The sequence below is a fragment of the Alysiella filiformis genome (genome assembly GCF_014054525.1).
GTDB lineage: Bacteria > Pseudomonadota > Gammaproteobacteria > Burkholderiales > Neisseriaceae > Simonsiella > Simonsiella filiformis.
Window position 1 is genome coordinate 1,965,195 of sequence record NZ_CP059564.1, and the last position, 18,185, is coordinate 1,983,379.

The window sequence follows — 18,185 nt, forward strand, 5'->3', positions numbered from 1 at the left end:
ACATGAAAAACACTTTTAAATTATTGATTTTAACCAGCACAATCGCCAGTTTGAGCGCGTGTTCCACCATGGCAGAAATGAAAGCCAAACGCCAAGCGCGTGAAGCCATGAAACTGGATTACCAATCCGCCAACAACAAAGTCGTGAATTTGGAAGTCCCACCCGATTTGCGCGACCCACGCAATGGCGATTTGTACGCGCTGCCACAAGGCATGTCTGCCAACCCCAACGCCATGAAAGCCAAGTCCGACCCCAGCCGCCGCGTGTTGAATCCCGTGAAAGATGTGCGTTTTGAGCGTTCAGGCAGCCAACAGTGGTTAAACATTGGCAGCGAAAAATCGGCAGCAGAATTGTGGCCTTTGCTGCGCGCATTTTGGCAAGAAGCAGGCTTTACCATTGCTTCGGAAGAACCCCAAGCAGGCTTAATGGAAACCGAATGGGCAGAAAACCGCGCCAAATTGCCCAATCAAGGCTTACGCAAATTGTTTGACAAAGTGGGCATAGGCAGCGCATACAGCACAGGCGAACGCGACAAATTCCTGATTCGCATGGAAAAAAACAACAAAGGCGGACACAACATCTTTTTCAGCCACAAAGGCATGGAAGAAGTGTACGACAGCAAAAACCAAGACCGCACCGTGTGGCAGCCACGCGCCAACGATGTGAATTTGGAATCGGCAATGTTGTCGCGTTTCATGCAATATTTGGGTGCCGATGAGCAGGTTTTGAATCAGCAAATCGCCCAACAATCGGACGCGCAAAACGGCACACAATACGCCAAACGCGAAACCAACAGCGTGGTGGTGTACGGTACAGCCGAACGCAATGTCAATCGCATTGGCTCGGCACTTGACCGCATTGGCTTAACGGTGGAAAGTTTTGAAGGTCAGCGCGGCATGTTCTTGGTGCGCCCTGCACCCAAAGAGGTGGTCGCCACCGCGAAAAAATCCAAATGGTTTGGCAAAAACAAGCAAACCGAAGAAAACACCGAAAGCAAAGCCCCACAAATGTTTGTCGCTTTGGAACAAGTGAGCAACGGTCAGCGTGTGCATTTGCTTGACCAAATGGGCAATGCCGTGATTGGCAACGATGCCAATCGCTATTTGGACGCTTTGTACAAAGAATTGCGTTAAAAAACATTCAGGCAGCCTGAAAACATTTTCAGGCTGCCTGAATTTTATAGTCAGTTAAAATAAGAATAGGACACTAACGTATCAGTAAAATGCCTTCCACTAGGTAAAATGGCTCGCATATATCTCTTGATGTTTGCCCATGTCCGTTCTATGGGATTAAGCTCTGGTGAATAAGGTGCAAGCGGCAAGATTTTATGCCCCCATTTGTGCGCCATTTCACGCAAAATACCCATACGATGAAATCGTGCATTATCCAAAATAATGACAGATTTTTTATTTAAAATAGGCAATAAACATTGCTCAAACCATGTTTCAAAAAAAGCACTGGTCATTGTGTTTTGATAAATCATAGGGGCAATCAGTTTGTTGCCGACTTGTGCGGCAACAAGCGATAAGCGTTGGTACTTTTTACCACTGATTTGGGCTTTGATGACCTGCCCCTTTGGGCTACGCGCATAAGGACGAAATAAGTAAGTATCAAATCCCGTTTCATCCAAATAAACACGCTGATAGTCAAAAAATTCAGCCAGTTGATTTAAATAATCTTTTACTTTATTTGGGTCTTGTTCTTTGTATGTGGTGGTCTTTTTTTACGCGTGATACCTATTCTTTTGAGTGCATAAAAAATGGCTGATTTTGAACAATTAAAATGTTCAGCTATTTCATGCAAATAAGCATCAGGGTGTTGTTGTATATGTTCAGCCAATTTTTGGCTGTTCAATTTATTGGCATTTTGCCCCTTTACTTGATGATTTAAGCTGCCTGTTTGCGCTTTCAAGCGTATCCATAGGTAAAGCGTATTTCTGGATATTTGGTAAGCTTGGGCGACTTTACTGATATTTTTGCATTGTTCATAATAGCTTAATGCTTTATTTCGCAGTTCTGTTGAATGTGCCATTTTTTAATCCTAAAAATTAGGGTATTGTACTATTTTATTTTGAATTGACTATAAAATGGGAGAAAAATCATGCAAATCATTTATGTACACGGCTTACACAGCAATGCCAATTCGGTAAAAGGCAATCAGTTGCGCGATTATTGCGCCGCGCATTATCCCGAAATTGCCGTACACAGCCCCGATTTGAACCACAAACCCGAACAAGTTCTGCACATTTTGCGCGATTTCATCGCCCAAGATGAGAAAACGGTTTTGGTGGGCAGTTCGCTGGGCGGCTTTTTTTCCACTTTACTGCACAATGAATTGGGCGTGAAAGCTGTGCTGCTCAATCCGAGTACGCAGCCGCATGAAACTTTGTTGCGCTTTTTCCCCGAAAATTGGCGCAATTTGCCCGATGATTTTGTCGCCAACGATGAAAAAGCGACCACTTGGCAAATGACAATGGGCGATTTGCGTTGGTTTGAGCGGCACAAACCCACCACATTCAGGCAGCCTGAAAAGCTGTTTGTGTTGCTGGAAACGGGCGATGAATTGCTGGATTATCGTTTGGCAGCGCAATATTATGGCGAACAAGGCACGAAAATGTGGATTAGCGAAGGCGGCGACCACCGCATGACGGGTTTTGTGGAGAAATTGCCGCAGGTTTTTGAGTTTATTTTGGCATAAAAATTCAGGCAGCCTGAAATGTATGTTAGGTCGCGGATATTTTTAATATACCGACCTAACTCTCATTATTTATCCGTCAAACGGCGCAATAATTCAATTTCTTTGTCTTTTTGTAACAGCATTTCTTTGCAATGAGCCAATTTCAATTTCAGGTTTTCATTTTCCAAAATCAAACTGTCGCTGCTTGAATAAAAATTGGCACTGTGGTCGCCATTGTTGTCGTTGGCATTCACAATAAAAACCATACCTTGTTGAGAAATCAATTCTTCCATACTAATATTAAAAATTTGTGCAATTTGATTTAATTTTTCAAAATCCAATTTGCTTTCTCCACGTTCAATTTTGGAATATGAACTTGTGGCAATGCCCATTTTTTCAGCCATGTCTTCTTGTGTCCATTGGTAAATTTCACGAATAGAGCGGATTTTATCTTGTACTTTCATATTTAAGCCTTAAACCATTTACTCAGTTAGAAATATTTTTAATGGTAAAAAATTGACTATAAAAAGTCAAGTTTCACTGTGGAAAAGAAACATTTATTCTCGCTAAAATAATAACTTATTGAGTTAATCGACATTTTGTTTTTTTAGAAAGACCACCCCTAGCTCATCAATTATTTTAGTCAATAGGAGAATTAATTATGTTTATTTTAAGATTACTGTCAGCAGGTATCGCGTATGTTTGTTCAATAGCCATGATGTGGCTGGCATTTTTTTATAAATTACCTTTATCTATGTTATTTCATATGGATCAATTCCAAATGATGGGTACCATTTTTGCTATTGCCGCATTTATTAAAGTAAAAATTGGCGGTGCTATTGTATGTTCCATGCTGTTATGCGGGCTTATTCGTATGATGTTATCAAGCTAACCAATAAAAATTCAGGCAGCCCGAAAGCCAGTTTCCCCACTTTCAGGCTGCCTGAATTTCACATCAAATCACCAATCAAGATGAAACCACTTCACTTGCCTTTTTGCGTGTCAAACGGCGGCGCAATGCCAAGCCAGCCACACCAATCCCTATCCACCAAGCTGATGAAACATACATATCCGAGCTGCTGAAAAATGCCGCTTGTTTGTTTGCTTTTTCCTGCGCCATTTTTGCCAAATCCGCATAGGCAATTAAAGATTGATTGTCTTTTTTCACATCATAGGTCAAATTGTTGTCCGAATCATCGTATTGCACCGTCAAAGTACCATCTAACATGGCTTCCACCTGATTTTTGGGAATGGTTTTATCTAAGCGCAATTGAATGATTTTTCCAGATTGTTCTTTCAAATCAATTTCATAAAAAACTTCTTTACTGTCTATACCCCTGCGGCGTTTGGTTTCCAAAGTAACCTCGCGCCCTTCAACGGCTTGACCACTGGCGGTTTTCAGTTCATTTTGCGCGGGAATGCCACCACCTGTTTCGGCTTTATTGGCAAAAAACAAAGCCAATGCCAACAAACCAATTCCCATTACCAAAAACAAATATGAAATCCCCGCCAAAGCCTTCATCAAAATATTTTTCATGTGCAACTCGCTGTGATTGATTTTGAATAAAAATATTAAAATAACACAGTATTGCCAGCAACCTTGTGTGCTGTATGTACACAAGGTTGCTGTCGCCTTGTCTTATTTCAATTTGAAACGAACATCAATGATTTATTTTGCGTATTTTTGTTGCAAATTCATCATTAAATTGTTTAAATTTTGTGCGTCTGTCATTGCAGCCTGTGCTTTGCTTTCCAATTCTGCTTTCATGCTGGGGTCGGGTTTTTCAACCATTTTGATGGTAAATTCCAACATATCAATTTGATTTTTAAAATTCTTTTGAAATAATGCTTTTAACTCTTGCGATTCTGCTTGTTGCGTGTTAATGCCGTCCAATTCTTTCAAAAATGCTTCAACTTGGCTGATTTGTTTTTGAGAATGCTCTTTAACCACAGTTGCCATTTTGCTTTTCATTTCGGCATCATTGGGATTGGCTGCTTGAATTTCTTGGGTTTTTTGTGCCACTTCTTGTTGTATATCGTTTAATTTTTTGGTTGAACCTTCATACCAAGTAAACAATTGTTGCAATTCGGCTTTGGCTTGTTCTGGATTGGCTGCTGCTGGTTTTTGCTCGGCTTGCGGTGCAGAAGTGGCAACGGGTGCAGCAGTGGATTCGGGGGCTTTTTGTGCGCTTTCGCCACCACAAGCGGTTAAGGAAAAAGCAGACAAGGCAATTAAGGCGGAGAATAAAATTTTGGCTTTCATGTGCAAAACACTTTCTTTTAAGTTGTTGATAAAATCAATAATTAACATTATATCACAAAAAAAATCAATATTTTAAAATAAAAATATTTCAGGCAGCCTGAAACTTTATTTTTCAATCATTGGGCTATTTTGCCATTCTTCCAAACTGAATTGCCGTTTTTGCATGATTTCTTCCACTTTATCCGCATCAAAACCAGCAGCCAACATTTCATTTTTCATCTCTTCCATGCGTTTTTTAAACGCCAATCTTGCCGCTTGCACACCGTCCACAATAAATTGTGCGTTAAAATCATCTTTTAATTCATAGAATTGAATATTACTCGCACAAGTGTAAAACCATTCAAAACGTGCCGCCACTTCCTGCAATGCCAATGTGCCATGCGCTTGTTTAATCCCCACATCTGACAAATAAACCGTGCCTTGAATGTTGTTAAAGCCATGTCGTTTCAAAATGCGTTGAATATCAGCGTAAGCATTGCGCCAACTTGGATTGTGGTAGTTTTCTTCCAAACAATGTGTGTCCATATCAAAGACAATTAAGGTTCTGTCCATTTTAAATATTATCCTTTCAATTCAATTATTAAAGCAGCCTGAAAGCCAGTTTCCCCACTTTCAGGCTGCCTGAATTTCACATCAAATCGCCAATCAAGCCAATTTCTTCAAACGCGCATGCAATTCTTGTACGCTGAAAATATTGATTTGATTCAACGATTTCACACCTTCGCTCATCGCTTCGCCACCTGCAATCGTGGTGTATTGTGGCACACGCGCGGTTAAGGCATCGCGGCGAATGCTGTGGCTGTCGGCAATTTCTTGCGGTTGCGCGTTCACGGTATTGACCACCAGCGCGATTTCGCCATTTTTAATCATGTCCACAATATGTGGACGACCTTCGCGCACCTTGTTTACGGTTTGGGCGATGATGCCGTTTTCCGCCAAGAATTTTGCCGTGCCGCGTGTGGCGCACAAACCGTATCCCAAAGCCTGAAAGTTTTTGGCTGTCTGTAAAATCAAAGGTTTGTCTTCGTTTTTCACGGCTAAAAACACTTTGCCTGTGGTGGGCATGCGTTCGCCCGCGCCCAACTGCGCTTTCAAATACGCCTCGCCAAAGGTTTCCGCCACGCCCATCACTTCGCCTGTGGAACGCATTTCAGGGCCCAAAATCGTGTCCACACCGGGGAATTTGATGAAGGGGAACACCGCCTCTTTCACAGAATAGAAATCGGGAATGACTTCCTTGCTAATGCCTTGTTCTTGCAAGGAAATGCCTGCCATTGCGCGTGCGCCCACTTTTGCCCACGCCACGCCTGTGGCTTTGGAAACAAACGGCACGGTGCGGCTGGCGCGCGGATTGACTTCCAGCACAAACACCACGCCATCTTGCACCGCAAATTGCACGTTCATCAAGCCGACCACACCCAGCGCAAACGCCATTGCTTTGGTTTGGCGGCGAATTTCATCTTGAATTTCAATGCTCAACGAATACGGTGGCAGCGAACAAGCCGAGTCGCCCGAGTGAATGCCTGCCTGCTCAATGTGCTGCATGATGCCGCCAATCACGACTTCTTTGCCGTCTGAAACGCAATCCACGTCCACTTCAATCGCGTTGTTCAAGAAAAAGTCCAGCAAAACGGGGCTGTCTTCGGAAACTTGCACCGCTTCACGCATATAAGTTTGCAATTGTTCAGGCGAATGAACCACTTGCATGGCGCGACCGCCCAAAACATAAGACGGACGAACCACCAAGGGATAGCTAATTTCTTCTGCCAAAACAAGGGCTTCGTTTTCATTACGCGCGGTGCGGTTGGGCGGTTGGCGCAAACCCAATTCGTTCAACACTTTTTGGAAACGTTCACGATCTTCTGCTGCGTCAATCGCATCTGCCGATGTGCCGATGATGTTCACGCCATTTTCAACCAGCGCGTTGGCAAGTTTCAGGGGCGTTTGTCCGCCATAATGCACAATCACGCCAAATGGGTTTTCGGTGCGAACGATTTCCAACACGTCTTCCAGCGTAAGTGGTTCAAAATAAAGGCGGTCTGATGTGTCAAAATCGGTGGAAACGGTTTCTGGGTTGCAGTTCACCATAATGGTTTCAAAACCGCTTTCGCGCAATGCCAACGAGGCGTGTACGCAGCAATAGTCAAATTCAATGCCTTGACCAATGCGGTTGGGACCTCCGCCTAAAATCATGATTTTTTTGTTGTTTGTGGGGCGTGATTCGCATTCTTCTTCGTAAGTGGAATACAAATAAGCCGTGTCGCTGGCAAATTCTGCCGCGCAAGTGTCCACACGTTTGTAAACGGGGTGCAAATTGAGCGCGTAGCGGTGTTCGCGGACTTGTTTTTCAGGCAGCCCCAATAATTGGGCAATGCGTTTGTCGGCAAAACCTTTGCGTTTCAAACGGCGCAAAGTGGCATAATCCAAATCGTTCAGGCTGCCTGAAACGATTTTTTGCTCTTCCAAAACAATATCTTGAATTTGTGCCAAAAACCATTTGTCAATCTCACACACTTCATGCACTTCGTCCAAACTCATGCCAATGCGGAAAGCGTCCGCCACAAAAAGCATGCGTTCGCCACGCGGATTGGCGAGTTCGCGGCGGATTTCGTCTTCATCGGCAGAACGCGGATTGAATCCACACAAACCCGTTTCCAAACCGCGCAAGGCTTTTTGGAACGATTCTTGAATGGTGCGCCCCATTGCCATCACTTCGCCCACCGATTTCATTTGCGTGGTCAAATGGTCGTCTGCGGTGGGGAATTTTTCAAAGGCAAAACGCGGAATTTTGGTAACCACATAGTCAATGCTCGGCTCAAAAGAGGCTGGCGTGCGACCACCTGTGATGTCGTTGCGGAGTTCGTCCAGCGTGTAGCCGACCGCCAATTTTGCCGCCACTTTCGCAATCGGAAAGCCAGTCGCCTTACTCGCCAAGGCGGACGAACGCGACACGCGCGGATTCATTTCAATCACAATCATTTCGCCATTGGCAGGGTTTACCGCAAATTGCACGTTGGAGCCACCAGTGTCCACGCCAATTTCGCGCAACACGGCTAAACTGGCGTTGCGCATGATTTGGTACTCTTTGTCGGTCAAAGTTTGCGCTGGGGCAACGGTAATGCTGTCGCCTGTGTGCACGCCCATCGGGTCAAAGTTTTCAATGGAGCAGACGATGATGCAGTTGTCGTTTTTGTCGCGCACGACTTCCATTTCGTATTCTTTCCAGCCCAAAACGGATTGTTCAATCAACAATTCATGGGTGGGCGATGCGTCAAAACCGCGCTCGCAAATGGCGACAAATTCATCTTTATTGTAGGCAATGCCGCCGCCCGAACCACCCATTGTGAAAGACGGGCGAATCAGGGTGGGAAAGCCCACTTCTTCTTGGGCGCGCAGGGCTTCATTCATGGTGTGGCAAATGAAAGACTTGGGCGTGGACAAGCCGATTTTCGCCATGGCGTCTTTAAAACGACCACGGTCTTCGGCTTTATCAATCGCGTCTTCGCTTGCGCCAATCAATTCCACATTGTATTTTGCCAACACGCCATTTCGCGCCAAATCAAGGGCGCAGTTGAGCGCGGTTTGTCCGCCCATGGTGGGCAGGATTGCGTCTGGGCGTTCTTTGGCGATGATTTTTTCTACCGTTTGCCACATAATCGGCTCAATGTAGGTAACATCAGCCATATTGGGGTCGGTCATGATGGTGGCAGGATTGGAATTGACCAAGATGACTTTGTAGCCTTCTTCGCGCAGGGCTTTGCAGGCTTGTGCGCCAGAATAGTCAAATTCGCAGGCTTGTCCGATGACGATGGGGCCTGCACCGATGATTAAGATGGATTTAAGGTCGGTTCTTTTGGGCATGGGTTTCTCACTATAAAAATGATTAAGAGAATGTGTGTTTTCTATTTAATTTTTCTACACCTAAAACTTTTTGAAATTCAGATGCTGAATTAAAAACAATAGAATGAATTTCTGTTCCTTTAGGATTTTTAGAAAAGAAATTTTCTCCATATTTCAATAAAAATGGAAAGAAAGTTTGAATATCTTTATTAAATATACTTAAATCTACTCCAATAATTTTACAGAAAGTTTGTATTAACTCTTCATAATTTAAAAAATTATCTGATTTATCTTTATTTTTATCTGAATGATGGGCAACGTATGTATTGCGATAAAGTCTTAGGTCTTGTGTAAAAAAAATCTTACGGAATTCATTTACTGATTTATTAAATTCAGGGAGATGAGTCAAAATTCCTTGCTTTTTTTCAATTAATTCTCCTAATTTAAAAATATTAATAATTAAATTATGAAATGCAACACGAGAAAGAGTTACATATGCATTCAACGACCCTTGTGATGGAGCAAGCACAAGCATTTCATTAGCAATCATTTCTTTATATGGTTTACCTTCTATAAATTGCTCAAGCATATATAGCAAATTGACTGCTGATTGAATTTCAATAGCTGTATATTGAAAATAAAAATACATTTTAAGTAATGTATTCTTGTCTTCTTTAGTTAATACTGATTGTTCATTCATTCTAATTTATCCTTTTTATATTCTATATTTTTAGTTAAATGGAGTATGTACTACACACCGAAAAATCCGATTATTTGAAATTGGTGCGTAGTACGTACCCTATATATTGCCGTCCGCTACTATTTTCAGGCAGCCTGAAAGTTTTGCCCTCTCCCTAACCCTCTCCCACAGGAAAGGGGACTGGGGTGGTTGGTGTATTTCAAGTTACTGCTGATATTGGTATTTCGGGGTTGGCTGAAAATGTTTGATTTCCAACAACCTAAACCCCCTCTCCTGTGGGAGAGGGCTGGGGAGAGGGCAAAACCGCCAATCACCCACATCTTTCCAATTCCTGCGCCACCCGCAAAATTTCCGCAAAAACATCATCAGTTTGCTGCAAAATCTCATGATTCCAAAACCGCAAAACCGTGAATCCCAAAGCATTCAAATATGCCGTGCGCTCTTGGTCATATTCTTGTTGTAAAGCGTGTTGGCTGCCGTCCGCTTCCACAACCAGCTTGGGCTGCGTACAAACAAAATCCACAATATAACCGCCAATCGGTTGCTGACGGCGAAATTTGTAGCCATTCAAACGGTGGGCGCGTAGCCCTTGCCACAAACATTTTTCTGCATCACTCATTTCTTGACGCATATTTTTGGCGCGTTCAATCAAACCTGATTGATTGGAAAAAAGTTTTTCTGTCATAAGAATTATGTTTATTTTCAACTTTCAGGCTGCCTGAAAGTTTTACCCTCTCCCTACCCCTCTCCCACAGGAGAGGGGACTGGGGTGGTTGGTGTACTTCAAGTTGCTGCTGATATTGGTATTTCGGGCTGGCTGAAACTGTTCAATTCCCAATCACCTAAACCCCCTCTCCTGTGGGAGAGCGACTGGGGTGGTTGGTGTATTTTAAGTTGCTGCTGATATTGGTATTTTTGGGCTGACTGAAAATGTTTGATTTCCAACAACCTAAACCCCCTCTCCCTTGGGAGAGGGTTTGGGAGAGGGCAAAACCTACTTCCCCACCCACATCTTCACCGCAAACCCAATAAACATCAACCCAACCATGCCCATTGCCACCGCCGAAGTTTTCACACGTTGGCGGAAAGTTTGCGTGAGCTTGTATCCTGAAAAAACCAAGATATTCAAATAGGTAAAACTGATTAGCTGAACAATCACAGCCAAAATCAAAAATGACAAAGCTGGATTGGGATAAGTCGGCTCCACAAACGGCACAAAAAACGACAGGAAAAACAAAATCGCTTTCGGATTGCTCAAACTCAACATCAGGGCGCGTGTGAATATGCCTTGCGGTGGCGTTTTCAGGCTGCCTGAAACGGCATTTTCATCGTGATTTTGGCTATTTGGTGCAATAAAATGCCATTTTTTCACACCAGCGCGAATCAAATTCCAACCCAAATACGCCAAATACGCGCCACCCAACAGGCGTATGGCGTGAAATAAAGTTGGGTAGAGTTGCAATGCGGTGCCTGCGCCCAACACGGTTGCCAAAATCAACAGCGAATCGCCCAGCAAAATTGCGGCAACCACTTGATATGCCACGCGAATACCGTGCTGGCTGGCAACCGTCAAGCAATACATGGAATTGGGGCCAGGCAACAACACGATGGCAATCGCCCCAATCACATATTGCATTAAATCATTGATACCAAAAAACATATTTTAAAAATCAAGCGGATTTAGCGGTTTTGATGTCGCGCACGAAACGGTCAAACAATTCGCCCAAATCATGAGGGCAGGGGCTGGCTTCGGGGTGTCCTTGGAAACTGAATGCGGGTTGATTGGTCAATTCAATGCCTTGCACCGTGCCGTCAAACAGCGAACGGTGGGTTACGCGCACGTTTTCAGGCAGGCTGTTTTCATCTACTTGGAAACCGTGATTTTGACTGGTAATCAATACCTTACCGCTATCCAATTCTTGCACAGGGTGGTTCGCGCCATGGTGTCCGAATGGCATTTTGCTGGTTTTGCCGCCAGCAGCCAAACCCAATAATTGATGCCCCAAACAAATGCCGAATAGGGGTTTTTTGGTTTGCAAAATTTCTTTAATTGCTTCAATGGCATAATCGCAAGGTTCGGGGTCGCCCGGACCGTTGGATAAAAATACGCCATCGGGATTGGCTGCCAAAACGTAGGCGGCTGGCGTTTGTGCTGGAAACACGGTTAAGCGGCAACCGCGTTGCGCCAACATACGCAAAATATTGGTTTTAATGCCGAAATCGTACACGGCAACGTGGTAAGGCGTTTCAGGCTGCCTGAAACCTTGTCCCAAAGCCCATTCGCCTTCTGTCCATTCGTAAGGTTTTGAACAGCTTACTTCTTTTGCCAAATCTTTGCCTGCCATGCTGCCAAATTCGGCGATGAGTTTTTGGGCTTGCTCAACGGTGGCGTGTTCGCCTGTTAAAATTGCGCCTGTTTGTGCGCCTTTGTCGCGCAAAATCCGCGTTAAACGGCGCGTGTCAATGTCGGCAATGGCAACGGTTTGATTTTCAATCAAATAATCTTGCAAACTTTGTTCTGCACGAAAATTGCTGTGCAATAAGGGGAAATCGCGGATAATCAAACCTGCGGCGCGGATTTGTTGGCTTTCGGTGTCTTCGCGGTTGGTGCCTGTGTTGCCGATGTGGGGGTAGGTTAAGGTAACGATTTGTCCTGTGTAGGAGGTGTCGGTCAAAATTTCTTGATAGCCTGTCATGGCGGTGTTGAACACCACTTCGCCTACGGTTTGACCTTGATAACCGATTGATGTACCGTGAAAAATGCTGCCGTCAGCGAGAACCAAAATTGCAGGAATAGACATGATGAAAACACTCCGAAAACGAATAATTGACAAATTTTATTTAAAAAAAAACACGCGCCACAGTTTGAAATCTGTGTAACGTGCTTTCTTGTGTATGGCTGGGCATTGCGCCGTCTGTGAAAGCAAGCTATTCTAAACGAAAAAAAATGTTCATTCAAGTCTTGACACAATTTCACATAAACATTTTTCAGGCTGCCTGAAAAGCGATTTCACGCAATACGCTGGCGCATTTGTTCAAATAAACAAACACTTGCCGCCATTGCCACATTCAACGATTCGGTTGCCCCCAACATCGGAATTTGCACACAAACATCGGCTTGCGCCAACAACTCGGGCGATACCCCTGCCCCTTCATTGCCAAAAATCCACGCATTGCCTGTTTCATTTTCCTTTAAATTCAAATGGTAAAGCGATTGACTTTGCGCGTTCAAAGCGGTAATCAACACCCTGCCCCGATACGTTTTGCGCCACGCCAACAAATCCACATCTTCATGAATTTGCAATAAAAAATGCGCCCCCATTGCCGCGCGTAACACTTTGGGCGACCACACGTCCACACAATCACGGCTCAAAATCACGCGCCCTACGCCTGCTGCGGCTGCGCTGCGTAAAATCGTGCCCAAATTGCCTGCGTCTTGCACGCGCTCCAAAACCACGCAATCGCCCACATGAGCTGGCGATGGGTTTTCAGGCAGCCTGAAAACGGTGGTCAGCGTTTCGCCATGGGTTAAGCTGTTGATTTTGCTTAATGCGCTTGTGGCAAGCAGCGTGATTTTGTGTTCAGGCAGCCTGCCGAGCAAATTTTGCGTTTCGCTTTCGTGCCAACGGCTTTCTGGCACAAACACCTGTTCAGGCTGCTGATTTTGTTGCAGAAAAGTTTCCAGCAAATGCGTGCCTTCCAGCACGGCAAGGCGATGTTTGCGGCGTTCTTTGGCGGAATCCAGCAATTTTGCCAATGATTTTAGGGTTTCATTTTGGGGGGATTGGATTTGTTTCATGTTTTTATTTTCATGTAAATTGTGGGGGCGTCCCCCCCACTTTTTCAATAATTTGGCAATTTGGTGCGCGATACGCACCCCACAAAATCGTGTTTTCAGGCAGCCAAAAAACAATCTGGCTGCCTGAAAACATTTTACGCTAATGCGAGCTTGGGATAGTAACTTTTGATGTACCAGCAAACCAGCCCTCTCTCCCCATGGGAGAGAGTTGGAGAGAGGGTCAGTCGGGCGGAGAACCCTCTCCCTAACCCTCTCCCACGGGAGAGGGGACAAGATTACTTAAATTTATCAATAACTTTCACTCCAAACTTACACTACATCATACATTTTCACTGTCGCTGTGATTTGCCACCAAAGGCGCGTTCAAATTTTGCGTCAAACCATTGATGTCGCCACCTTGCAAGCCGATTTCACGCAACAGGCTGTCCACAAGTGGGGCTTGGCTGCGGTAACGCAATGCGCTATTGACCATTTGGTCGGCTAAATTGCCCGATTGTGGCGCATTTTCCGCGTTCAGGCTGCCTGAACCGTTGCCGCCAAATCCACCCAAACCATTCACTTGCAAAATTTTGATGTCGTCAATGTTTTCCATTGGGCGCACGCTTTCACGAATGATATCAGGCAAATGGCGCAACAAAGCCAAACGAATTTGCATTTCAATTTGTTCCACGCTCAACACATTGGCGGCTTCGTTTACCGCGCGTGTGCCTTCTGCGTCCACTTTGTATTGTTGCTCTTGCGCTTGGGCAAGCAGCATTTTTGCGTCTGCCTCGCCTTTGGCTTGCAAGCGCAGTTGTTCCGCTTCGGCTTCGGCTGCAATGCGTACCGCTTCGGCACGGTCTTGCGCGGCTTGTTTTTCGGCTTCGGCTGCAAAGGTAATGGCAATCGCCTCTTTTTCTGCCGCTTCTTTGGCAGAAATCAATTCCACCGCTTTGGCGCGTTCGGCACGTTCGGTTTCGCGCACGGTAATCACGCTTTCTTCTTCGCGCACGGCTGCGGCACGGGCTTTGTCGGCTTGCGCTTTGGCTTCGCTTTCAGCTCGTGATTTTTCGGCTACGGCAATGGCGCGTTCTTGTTCAGCCAGCTCAATGGTTTTGCGGCGTTCCACTTCCGCTTGTTCAATGGCTTGGGCTTTGCGAATGTCTTCGTTGCGAATATCGCGTTCTGCCATAATGCGTTTCAAATCCACTTCGCGTTCGGCAGCAATTTTGGCTTCTTCGGCTTCGCGTTTTTTGGCGGCTTCTTGCTCGGCAATATTGGCTTCTTGCTCGGCACGGCGAATGGCGATTTCACGCGCTTGTTCCAATTTGGCGTATTCTTCTTCGCGTTGTAATTGCAAGCGTTGGCGTTCGGCTTCCAAATTTTTGCTGCGGATTGCCAAATCGGTGTCTTGTTCAATGTCGTTGCGTTTTTTCTTGCGCGATTCGGTGGTTTCGGTCAGGCGCGTTAAACCTTCTGCGTCAAAGGCATTTTCGGGATTGAAAAAGTCTATGCTGGTTTGGTCAAGCCCTGTTAATGACACGGTTTCCAATTCCAAGCCGTTTTTGTACAAATCTTCTGATACAACTTGTTGTACTTTTTGCACAAAATCAACGCGCTTTTCGTGGAGTTGGTCCATCGTCATTTCGGCAGCAACGGCACGAAGTGCGTCCACAAATTTGCCTTCTACCAATTCTTTGAGCAAATCGGGCTGGCTGGTTTTTTCGCCCAAAGTTTGTGCGGCAATGGCAATGCTTTCCATGGTTGGCTTAACGCGCACATAAAATTCGGCAATCACATCAACGCGCATTCGGTCGTTGGTAATCAGGGCTTGGGCGGCTTCGCGGCGCACTTCAAGGCGATGGGTTTCCATGCCCACCCAAGTGGTGTCGTGCAAAATGGGCAACACCAGCGCACCGCCATTCATAATCACTTTTTCGCCGCCAAAACCTGTACGCACAAAAGAGCGTTGCTTGGTGGCGCGTTGATACAGCCGCGTGAAAATCAAGCCCAAAATACCCAAGCCTGCCAATGCGGCAATGGCAATCACAACAATGGAAATCATATTTTTATGCCCTTTCTGTTTGAAAATCAATTAAAAAAATATTGTTCAGGCTGGCTGAAAACAATCTCAACTTCAATTTAACATACTTGGGTGAATCACACCCGCAATCATCGCCAAAAAAGCCAAAATCATGTAAAGCACAAAATACCCCACATAAGCCAAAACAGTCAGCCCAATGGGTTTGAGCCATGGTCTGCGTTCATAATCATCGCCAAATTCATTTTGAATTTCGTTAATGTGTTGCTGGGCAATGCCAAAATACCATGCAAACCAAATCAAAAGTGATATTATCAATGGGAAATTAAATCCTGTTAAAATGGTAATCAACATAAACACCACATACAAAACCAGCAAACCCCACACCACTTTCATGTGTTTTTGTGCTTCGGCTTCATCGCCTAATTCACGATAATTCAATGCGTACAGCCACGAACCCAAAACTGGCGACAGGAAAAACGCCCAAATGCTTGCTGCTTTTGGATTCCACAACATGGGACTTTCTGCCAATGCCACGTCTTCTGGTTCATCATCATGAGAAATGGGGGTTGGGGTACGGTGGGCTGGGGCAGCAGCCTGAAAAAAGTCAGGCTGCGCTTGACGCAAGCGTTCATCATAACGTGCGCGTACATCGTCCACCAACAGCCAATCTTGTACGGCTTTAATCACTTTTGGGTCAGGATTGGCACTGTTTTGATAATGCTGCAACATGGTTTGAATTTGCCCTTTATTTGCGTAGGGTGGCACATTCAAAATTTGATATAAGTTAATCATGTTTTTTCCTTTTTGTTTTAATTCAAATGGTTAATCCACCAAATTCGCATTCACATTTTCAATGATGTGATACAAATGCCCCTGCCGCGACACAAGCAACACCACCGTTCCCTGCGGCAAATCGCTGCCTCCGTCTGCCACCGCCATGATGTAATGCTGTTGCCCAAATTGGTCTTTCACACGCACTTGGGCAGATTGGTTTGCGCTGGCTATGCCCAATACCACCACGCCCACTCTACCAATGAGCGCGTCTGCCCCAATGGCGGTTGTTTCGTCTTTGGGCATGATTTTGTACCACGCGGCGGCAAACAGCCTTATCATCGGTAAAGACAACATCGCCACCAACACCATCGCCAAATACACATTCAGCAGGCTGCCTGAAACGCTGTAAAACAGATTTTGCAACACCCACCCCATTGCACCATACACCGCCAAAGCAATCACCAGCAACATCATCAACGGCACTTTGCCCACATAAAGCCAATCCAGCAAACGCAAACCTGCACCCATTTCATCTAGCGGCAAACGCACTTCGGGCGGCGATGATTCCAGCAAACTTTCAGGCAGCAAACCGTCTAAACTTTGCGTGAATCCGCTTGTGAACAGCGACACCAATTCCAACAAACCGATGAGCAACATCAAAACCAATGCCACGCTAAATGGGTAGGTTTCGGGGGAATTGATGAGCGTCCACATGATGATTTTCCTTTCTTGGGTGAGAAGGGTTTTTCAGGCTGCCTGAAAACTTTGGCGATTAAATGTTGGCAAAAACCGCCCAAAATAACCAAATGCCAATCGTCAATAATAATATGAATTGCAATGATTTATCGTATTTACCAAACAAAATTTTGAAAAAAGCAATCACAGAAAAAATTGCAGCAAAAATTGTCCAAAACATCGTAAACATTGCAAACAATTTCATCACACCAGCCAAACTTTTGGGCTGCATCGCCCCCCAATACAAAATCGCAATGATGCCCCAATTACCCAACAAGGTAGTCAGATGTTTGATTTTTTCCATTGAATTCATATTATTCCTTTTTTACCATTTTCAGGCTGCCTGAAAGCAAATTTGGCTTATTTTTTCATTTTTTCCAAATCCACACCGTGTTTTTTGGCAAGTTCAATGAATTCGTTTTGCGCGTCCAGCAAATCTTTTTGCGCTTGCAACAATTTGGTTTGCGCTGCCATGGCTTTGTCCATATCGGTTTTCATGTCCAATGCGGTCAATTCTTTGGTGCTTTCCACCACGCCACGAAAGCCTTTTGCCAATTTGTCGCGCAAAGATTTGCCCGCTTCGGTGCTTAAATTCAAGCCTTCCAGTTTTGCTGGCGTTTTTTCCAACAAGCCGACCATTTCGCCAATCACTTGTTTGGCTTCGGCTTCGGTTTTCACGTTTTTCAATTTTTGTTGGTATTCTTCTTGCACTTTTTCGTTTACGCCTGCTTCGTAAAACACGGCGGTGATTTTGAGCAAATCGGCTTTTTCCGACCCTTCGCCGCAGCCTGCCAACATGGTCGCGCCCAAAACCAACACGGCAATTTGACACAACAAATTTTTGTAAGATTGAATGATTGTTTTCATGATGAAATTTCCTTGTTTAAAAATGAATCAAAGGGTTGTTGATTGTGCCATTGCGCCTTTTCCAAATCGCCCAAAAATTGGCTAACCCACTCCTGATGACTTTGATGAATAAACGGTTTTTGAAAATGCGCCAAATCAATTTTCAGACAGCCTGAATCGCCACGAATGGGAATACGCAAATCGCCCTGAATGCGATAGCGCAACAAATCCAATTGTCGCACATCAATTTGCCCCTGCCCCATTTCAGGCAGCGAATAATGCAAAATCTGCCCCACAACACGAAAATAAATGGGATTTTTGCGCCGATACACCACAGTTCGCCACAAACGCCACACACTCAACAGGCAAAAATACAACGCAACCAAACCAAACACCCACATCATCATCGTGCCAACTTCATCATGCGACCACCACATTATCCACACCGTCGAACCAAAAAGCGAAATCCATGCCATTTGCTTCCAAACAAAATCAGATGGCGATTCCATTAACCACTCTTTTTCCATTA

20 protein-coding genes are annotated in these 18,185 nt (G+C 44.9%); 3 read left to right on the forward strand and 17 right to left on the reverse strand.

Features of this window, described 5'->3' with window-relative positions:
- Positions 1 to 2 precede the first annotated feature (2 nt).
- The gene (gene bamC / locus H3L97_RS09670) at positions 3 to 1,133 is read left to right on the forward strand and encodes an outer membrane protein assembly factor BamC (protein ID WP_224446356.1); all 1,131 of its coding nucleotides are present in this window, start codon (positions 3 to 5) and stop codon (positions 1,131 to 1,133) included.
- Positions 1,134 to 1,183: 50 nt separating this feature from the next.
- Here the strand turns inward: bamC and H3L97_RS09675 are convergent.
- Positions 1,184 to 2,031, reverse strand: a protein-coding gene (locus H3L97_RS09675; RefSeq protein WP_182073071.1) for an IS630 family transposase whose coding sequence is annotated in 2 segments (ribosomal slippage) — positions 1,184 to 1,716 and positions 1,716 to 2,031 — 849 coding nt in all. Because the reading frame shifts where the segments join, the coding sequence is not laid out codon by codon here.
- A 69-nt stretch (positions 2,032 to 2,100) separates the two neighbouring features.
- On the opposite strand from H3L97_RS09675, the gene H3L97_RS09680 reads away from it, so the two are divergent.
- A complete protein-coding gene (locus tag H3L97_RS09680) occupies positions 2,101 to 2,697 on the forward strand; it encodes a YqiA/YcfP family alpha/beta fold hydrolase (protein ID WP_097113498.1) in 597 nt (198 codons plus the stop codon).
- 65 nt (positions 2,698 to 2,762) lie between these two features.
- Here H3L97_RS09680 and H3L97_RS09685 read toward each other — a convergent pair whose 3' ends face one another.
- On the reverse strand, positions 2,763 to 3,140 hold the full coding sequence (locus H3L97_RS09685) for a helix-turn-helix domain-containing protein (protein WP_097113497.1): 378 nt from the start codon (positions 3,138 to 3,140) through the stop codon (positions 2,763 to 2,765).
- A 197-nt stretch (positions 3,141 to 3,337) separates the two neighbouring features.
- Between H3L97_RS09685 and H3L97_RS09690 the strand changes: the two genes are divergently transcribed.
- A complete protein-coding gene (locus H3L97_RS09690) occupies positions 3,338 to 3,568 on the forward strand; it encodes a hypothetical protein (protein ID WP_097113496.1) in 231 nt (76 codons plus the stop codon).
- Between the two features lie 75 nt (positions 3,569 to 3,643).
- Here H3L97_RS09690 and H3L97_RS09695 read toward each other — a convergent pair whose 3' ends face one another.
- From H3L97_RS09695 to H3L97_RS09765, 15 genes are all read right to left on the reverse strand, one after another.
- Positions 3,644 to 4,213, reverse strand: coding sequence for a hypothetical protein (locus H3L97_RS09695; RefSeq protein ID WP_097113495.1), 570 nt, complete (start codon positions 4,211 to 4,213; stop codon positions 3,644 to 3,646).
- A 132-nt stretch (positions 4,214 to 4,345) separates the two neighbouring features.
- On the reverse strand, positions 4,346 to 4,939 hold the full coding sequence (locus tag H3L97_RS09700; protein WP_143269090.1) for a hypothetical protein: 594 nt from the start codon (positions 4,937 to 4,939) through the stop codon (positions 4,346 to 4,348).
- A gap of 105 nt (positions 4,940 to 5,044) precedes the next feature.
- A complete protein-coding gene (locus H3L97_RS09705) occupies positions 5,045 to 5,491 on the reverse strand; it encodes a virulence factor (protein WP_097113493.1) in 447 nt (148 codons plus the stop codon).
- A gap of 93 nt (positions 5,492 to 5,584) precedes the next feature.
- Positions 5,585 to 8,800 carry a carbamoyl-phosphate synthase large subunit gene (gene carB, locus H3L97_RS09710; protein ID WP_097113492.1) on the reverse strand — a complete coding sequence of 1,072 codons (3,216 nt, stop codon included), beginning with the start codon at positions 8,798 to 8,800 and terminating at the stop codon, positions 5,585 to 5,587.
- A gap of 22 nt (positions 8,801 to 8,822) precedes the next feature.
- Positions 8,823 to 9,479 carry an integron-associated HEPN domain-containing protein gene (locus tag H3L97_RS09715; protein WP_097113491.1) on the reverse strand — a complete coding sequence of 219 codons (657 nt, stop codon included), beginning with the start codon at positions 9,477 to 9,479 and terminating at the stop codon, positions 8,823 to 8,825.
- Positions 9,480 to 9,789: 310 nt separating this feature from the next.
- Positions 9,790 to 10,164 carry an endonuclease domain-containing protein gene (locus H3L97_RS09720; protein WP_371271220.1) on the reverse strand — a complete coding sequence of 125 codons (375 nt, stop codon included), beginning with the start codon at positions 10,162 to 10,164 and terminating at the stop codon, positions 9,790 to 9,792.
- A gap of 309 nt (positions 10,165 to 10,473) precedes the next feature.
- Positions 10,474 to 11,139, reverse strand: a complete 666-nt coding sequence (gene leuE, locus H3L97_RS09725; RefSeq protein WP_097113490.1) for a leucine efflux protein LeuE — start codon at positions 11,137 to 11,139, stop codon at positions 10,474 to 10,476.
- Between the two features lie 10 nt (positions 11,140 to 11,149).
- Complete coding sequence (gene carA / locus H3L97_RS09730; RefSeq protein WP_097113489.1) at positions 11,150 to 12,280, reverse strand: glutamine-hydrolyzing carbamoyl-phosphate synthase small subunit; 1,131 nt, start codon at positions 12,278 to 12,280, stop codon at positions 11,150 to 11,152.
- 209 nt (positions 12,281 to 12,489) lie between these two features.
- A complete protein-coding gene (locus H3L97_RS09735) occupies positions 12,490 to 13,278 on the reverse strand; it encodes a TrmH family RNA methyltransferase (protein WP_097113511.1) in 789 nt (262 codons plus the stop codon).
- A gap of 319 nt (positions 13,279 to 13,597) precedes the next feature.
- The gene (locus H3L97_RS09740) at positions 13,598 to 15,322 is read right to left on the reverse strand and encodes a flotillin family protein (RefSeq protein WP_097113488.1); all 1,725 of its coding nucleotides are present in this window, start codon (positions 15,320 to 15,322) and stop codon (positions 13,598 to 13,600) included.
- A gap of 72 nt (positions 15,323 to 15,394) precedes the next feature.
- On the reverse strand, positions 15,395 to 16,093 hold the full coding sequence (locus tag H3L97_RS09745) for a hypothetical protein (protein ID WP_097113487.1): 699 nt from the start codon (positions 16,091 to 16,093) through the stop codon (positions 15,395 to 15,397).
- 30 nt (positions 16,094 to 16,123) lie between these two features.
- Positions 16,124 to 16,789: an OB-fold-containig protein gene (locus H3L97_RS09750; protein WP_097113486.1), complete on the reverse strand. Its 666-nt coding sequence runs from the start codon at positions 16,787 to 16,789 to the stop codon at positions 16,124 to 16,126.
- A gap of 58 nt (positions 16,790 to 16,847) precedes the next feature.
- Positions 16,848 to 17,123: a hypothetical protein gene (locus H3L97_RS09755; RefSeq protein ID WP_097113485.1), complete on the reverse strand. Its 276-nt coding sequence runs from the start codon at positions 17,121 to 17,123 to the stop codon at positions 16,848 to 16,850.
- A gap of 47 nt (positions 17,124 to 17,170) precedes the next feature.
- A complete protein-coding gene (locus H3L97_RS09760; protein ID WP_097113484.1) occupies positions 17,171 to 17,677 on the reverse strand; it encodes a hypothetical protein in 507 nt (168 codons plus the stop codon).
- Complete coding sequence (locus H3L97_RS09765; protein ID WP_097113483.1) at positions 17,674 to 18,183, reverse strand: hypothetical protein; 510 nt, start codon at positions 18,181 to 18,183, stop codon at positions 17,674 to 17,676. Before H3L97_RS09765 ends, H3L97_RS09760 begins: the two co-directional genes overlap by 4 nt.
- Positions 18,184 to 18,185 lie beyond the last annotated feature (2 nt).

What these genes read in the sequence shown, in the direction of transcription:
- bamC (WP_224446356.1), top strand. Translation starts at nt 3, where the DNA reads ATGAAAAACACTTTTAAATTATTGATTTTAACCAGCACAATCGCCAGT.
- H3L97_RS09680 (WP_097113498.1), top strand. Translation starts at nt 2,101, where the DNA reads ATGCAAATCATTTATGTACACGGCTTACACAGCAATGCCAATTCGGTA.
- H3L97_RS09685 (WP_097113497.1), bottom strand. Translation starts at nt 3,140, where the DNA reads ATGAAAGTACAAGATAAAATCCGCTCTATTCGTGAAATTTACCAATGG.
- H3L97_RS09690 (WP_097113496.1), top strand. Translation starts at nt 3,338, where the DNA reads ATGTTTATTTTAAGATTACTGTCAGCAGGTATCGCGTATGTTTGTTCA.
- H3L97_RS09695 (WP_097113495.1), bottom strand. Translation starts at nt 4,213, where the DNA reads ATGAAAAATATTTTGATGAAGGCTTTGGCGGGGATTTCATATTTGTTT.
- H3L97_RS09700 (WP_143269090.1), bottom strand. Translation starts at nt 4,939, where the DNA reads ATGAAAGCCAAAATTTTATTCTCCGCCTTAATTGCCTTGTCTGCTTTT.
- H3L97_RS09705 (WP_097113493.1), bottom strand. Translation starts at nt 5,491, where the DNA reads ATGGACAGAACCTTAATTGTCTTTGATATGGACACACATTGTTTGGAA.
- carB (WP_097113492.1), bottom strand. Translation starts at nt 8,800, where the DNA reads ATGCCCAAAAGAACCGACCTTAAATCCATCTTAATCATCGGTGCAGGC.
- H3L97_RS09715 (WP_097113491.1), bottom strand. Translation starts at nt 9,479, where the DNA reads ATGAATGAACAATCAGTATTAACTAAAGAAGACAAGAATACATTACTT.
- H3L97_RS09720 (WP_371271220.1), bottom strand. Translation starts at nt 10,164, where the DNA reads ATGACAGAAAAACTTTTTTCCAATCAATCAGGTTTGATTGAACGCGCC.
- leuE (WP_097113490.1), bottom strand. Translation starts at nt 11,139, where the DNA reads ATGTTTTTTGGTATCAATGATTTAATGCAATATGTGATTGGGGCGATT.
- carA (WP_097113489.1), bottom strand. Translation starts at nt 12,280, where the DNA reads ATGTCTATTCCTGCAATTTTGGTTCTCGCTGACGGCAGCATTTTTCAC.
- H3L97_RS09735 (WP_097113511.1), bottom strand. Translation starts at nt 13,278, where the DNA reads ATGAAACAAATCCAATCCCCCCAAAATGAAACCCTAAAATCATTGGCA.
- H3L97_RS09740 (WP_097113488.1), bottom strand. Translation starts at nt 15,322, where the DNA reads ATGATTTCCATTGTTGTGATTGCCATTGCCGCATTGGCAGGCTTGGGT.
- H3L97_RS09745 (WP_097113487.1), bottom strand. Translation starts at nt 16,093, where the DNA reads ATGATTAACTTATATCAAATTTTGAATGTGCCACCCTACGCAAATAAA.
- H3L97_RS09750 (WP_097113486.1), bottom strand. Translation starts at nt 16,789, where the DNA reads ATGTGGACGCTCATCAATTCCCCCGAAACCTACCCATTTAGCGTGGCA.
- H3L97_RS09755 (WP_097113485.1), bottom strand. Translation starts at nt 17,123, where the DNA reads ATGAATTCAATGGAAAAAATCAAACATCTGACTACCTTGTTGGGTAAT.
- H3L97_RS09760 (WP_097113484.1), bottom strand. Translation starts at nt 17,677, where the DNA reads ATGAAAACAATCATTCAATCTTACAAAAATTTGTTGTGTCAAATTGCC.
- H3L97_RS09765 (WP_097113483.1), bottom strand. Translation starts at nt 18,183, where the DNA reads ATGGAAAAAGAGTGGTTAATGGAATCGCCATCTGATTTTGTTTGGAAG.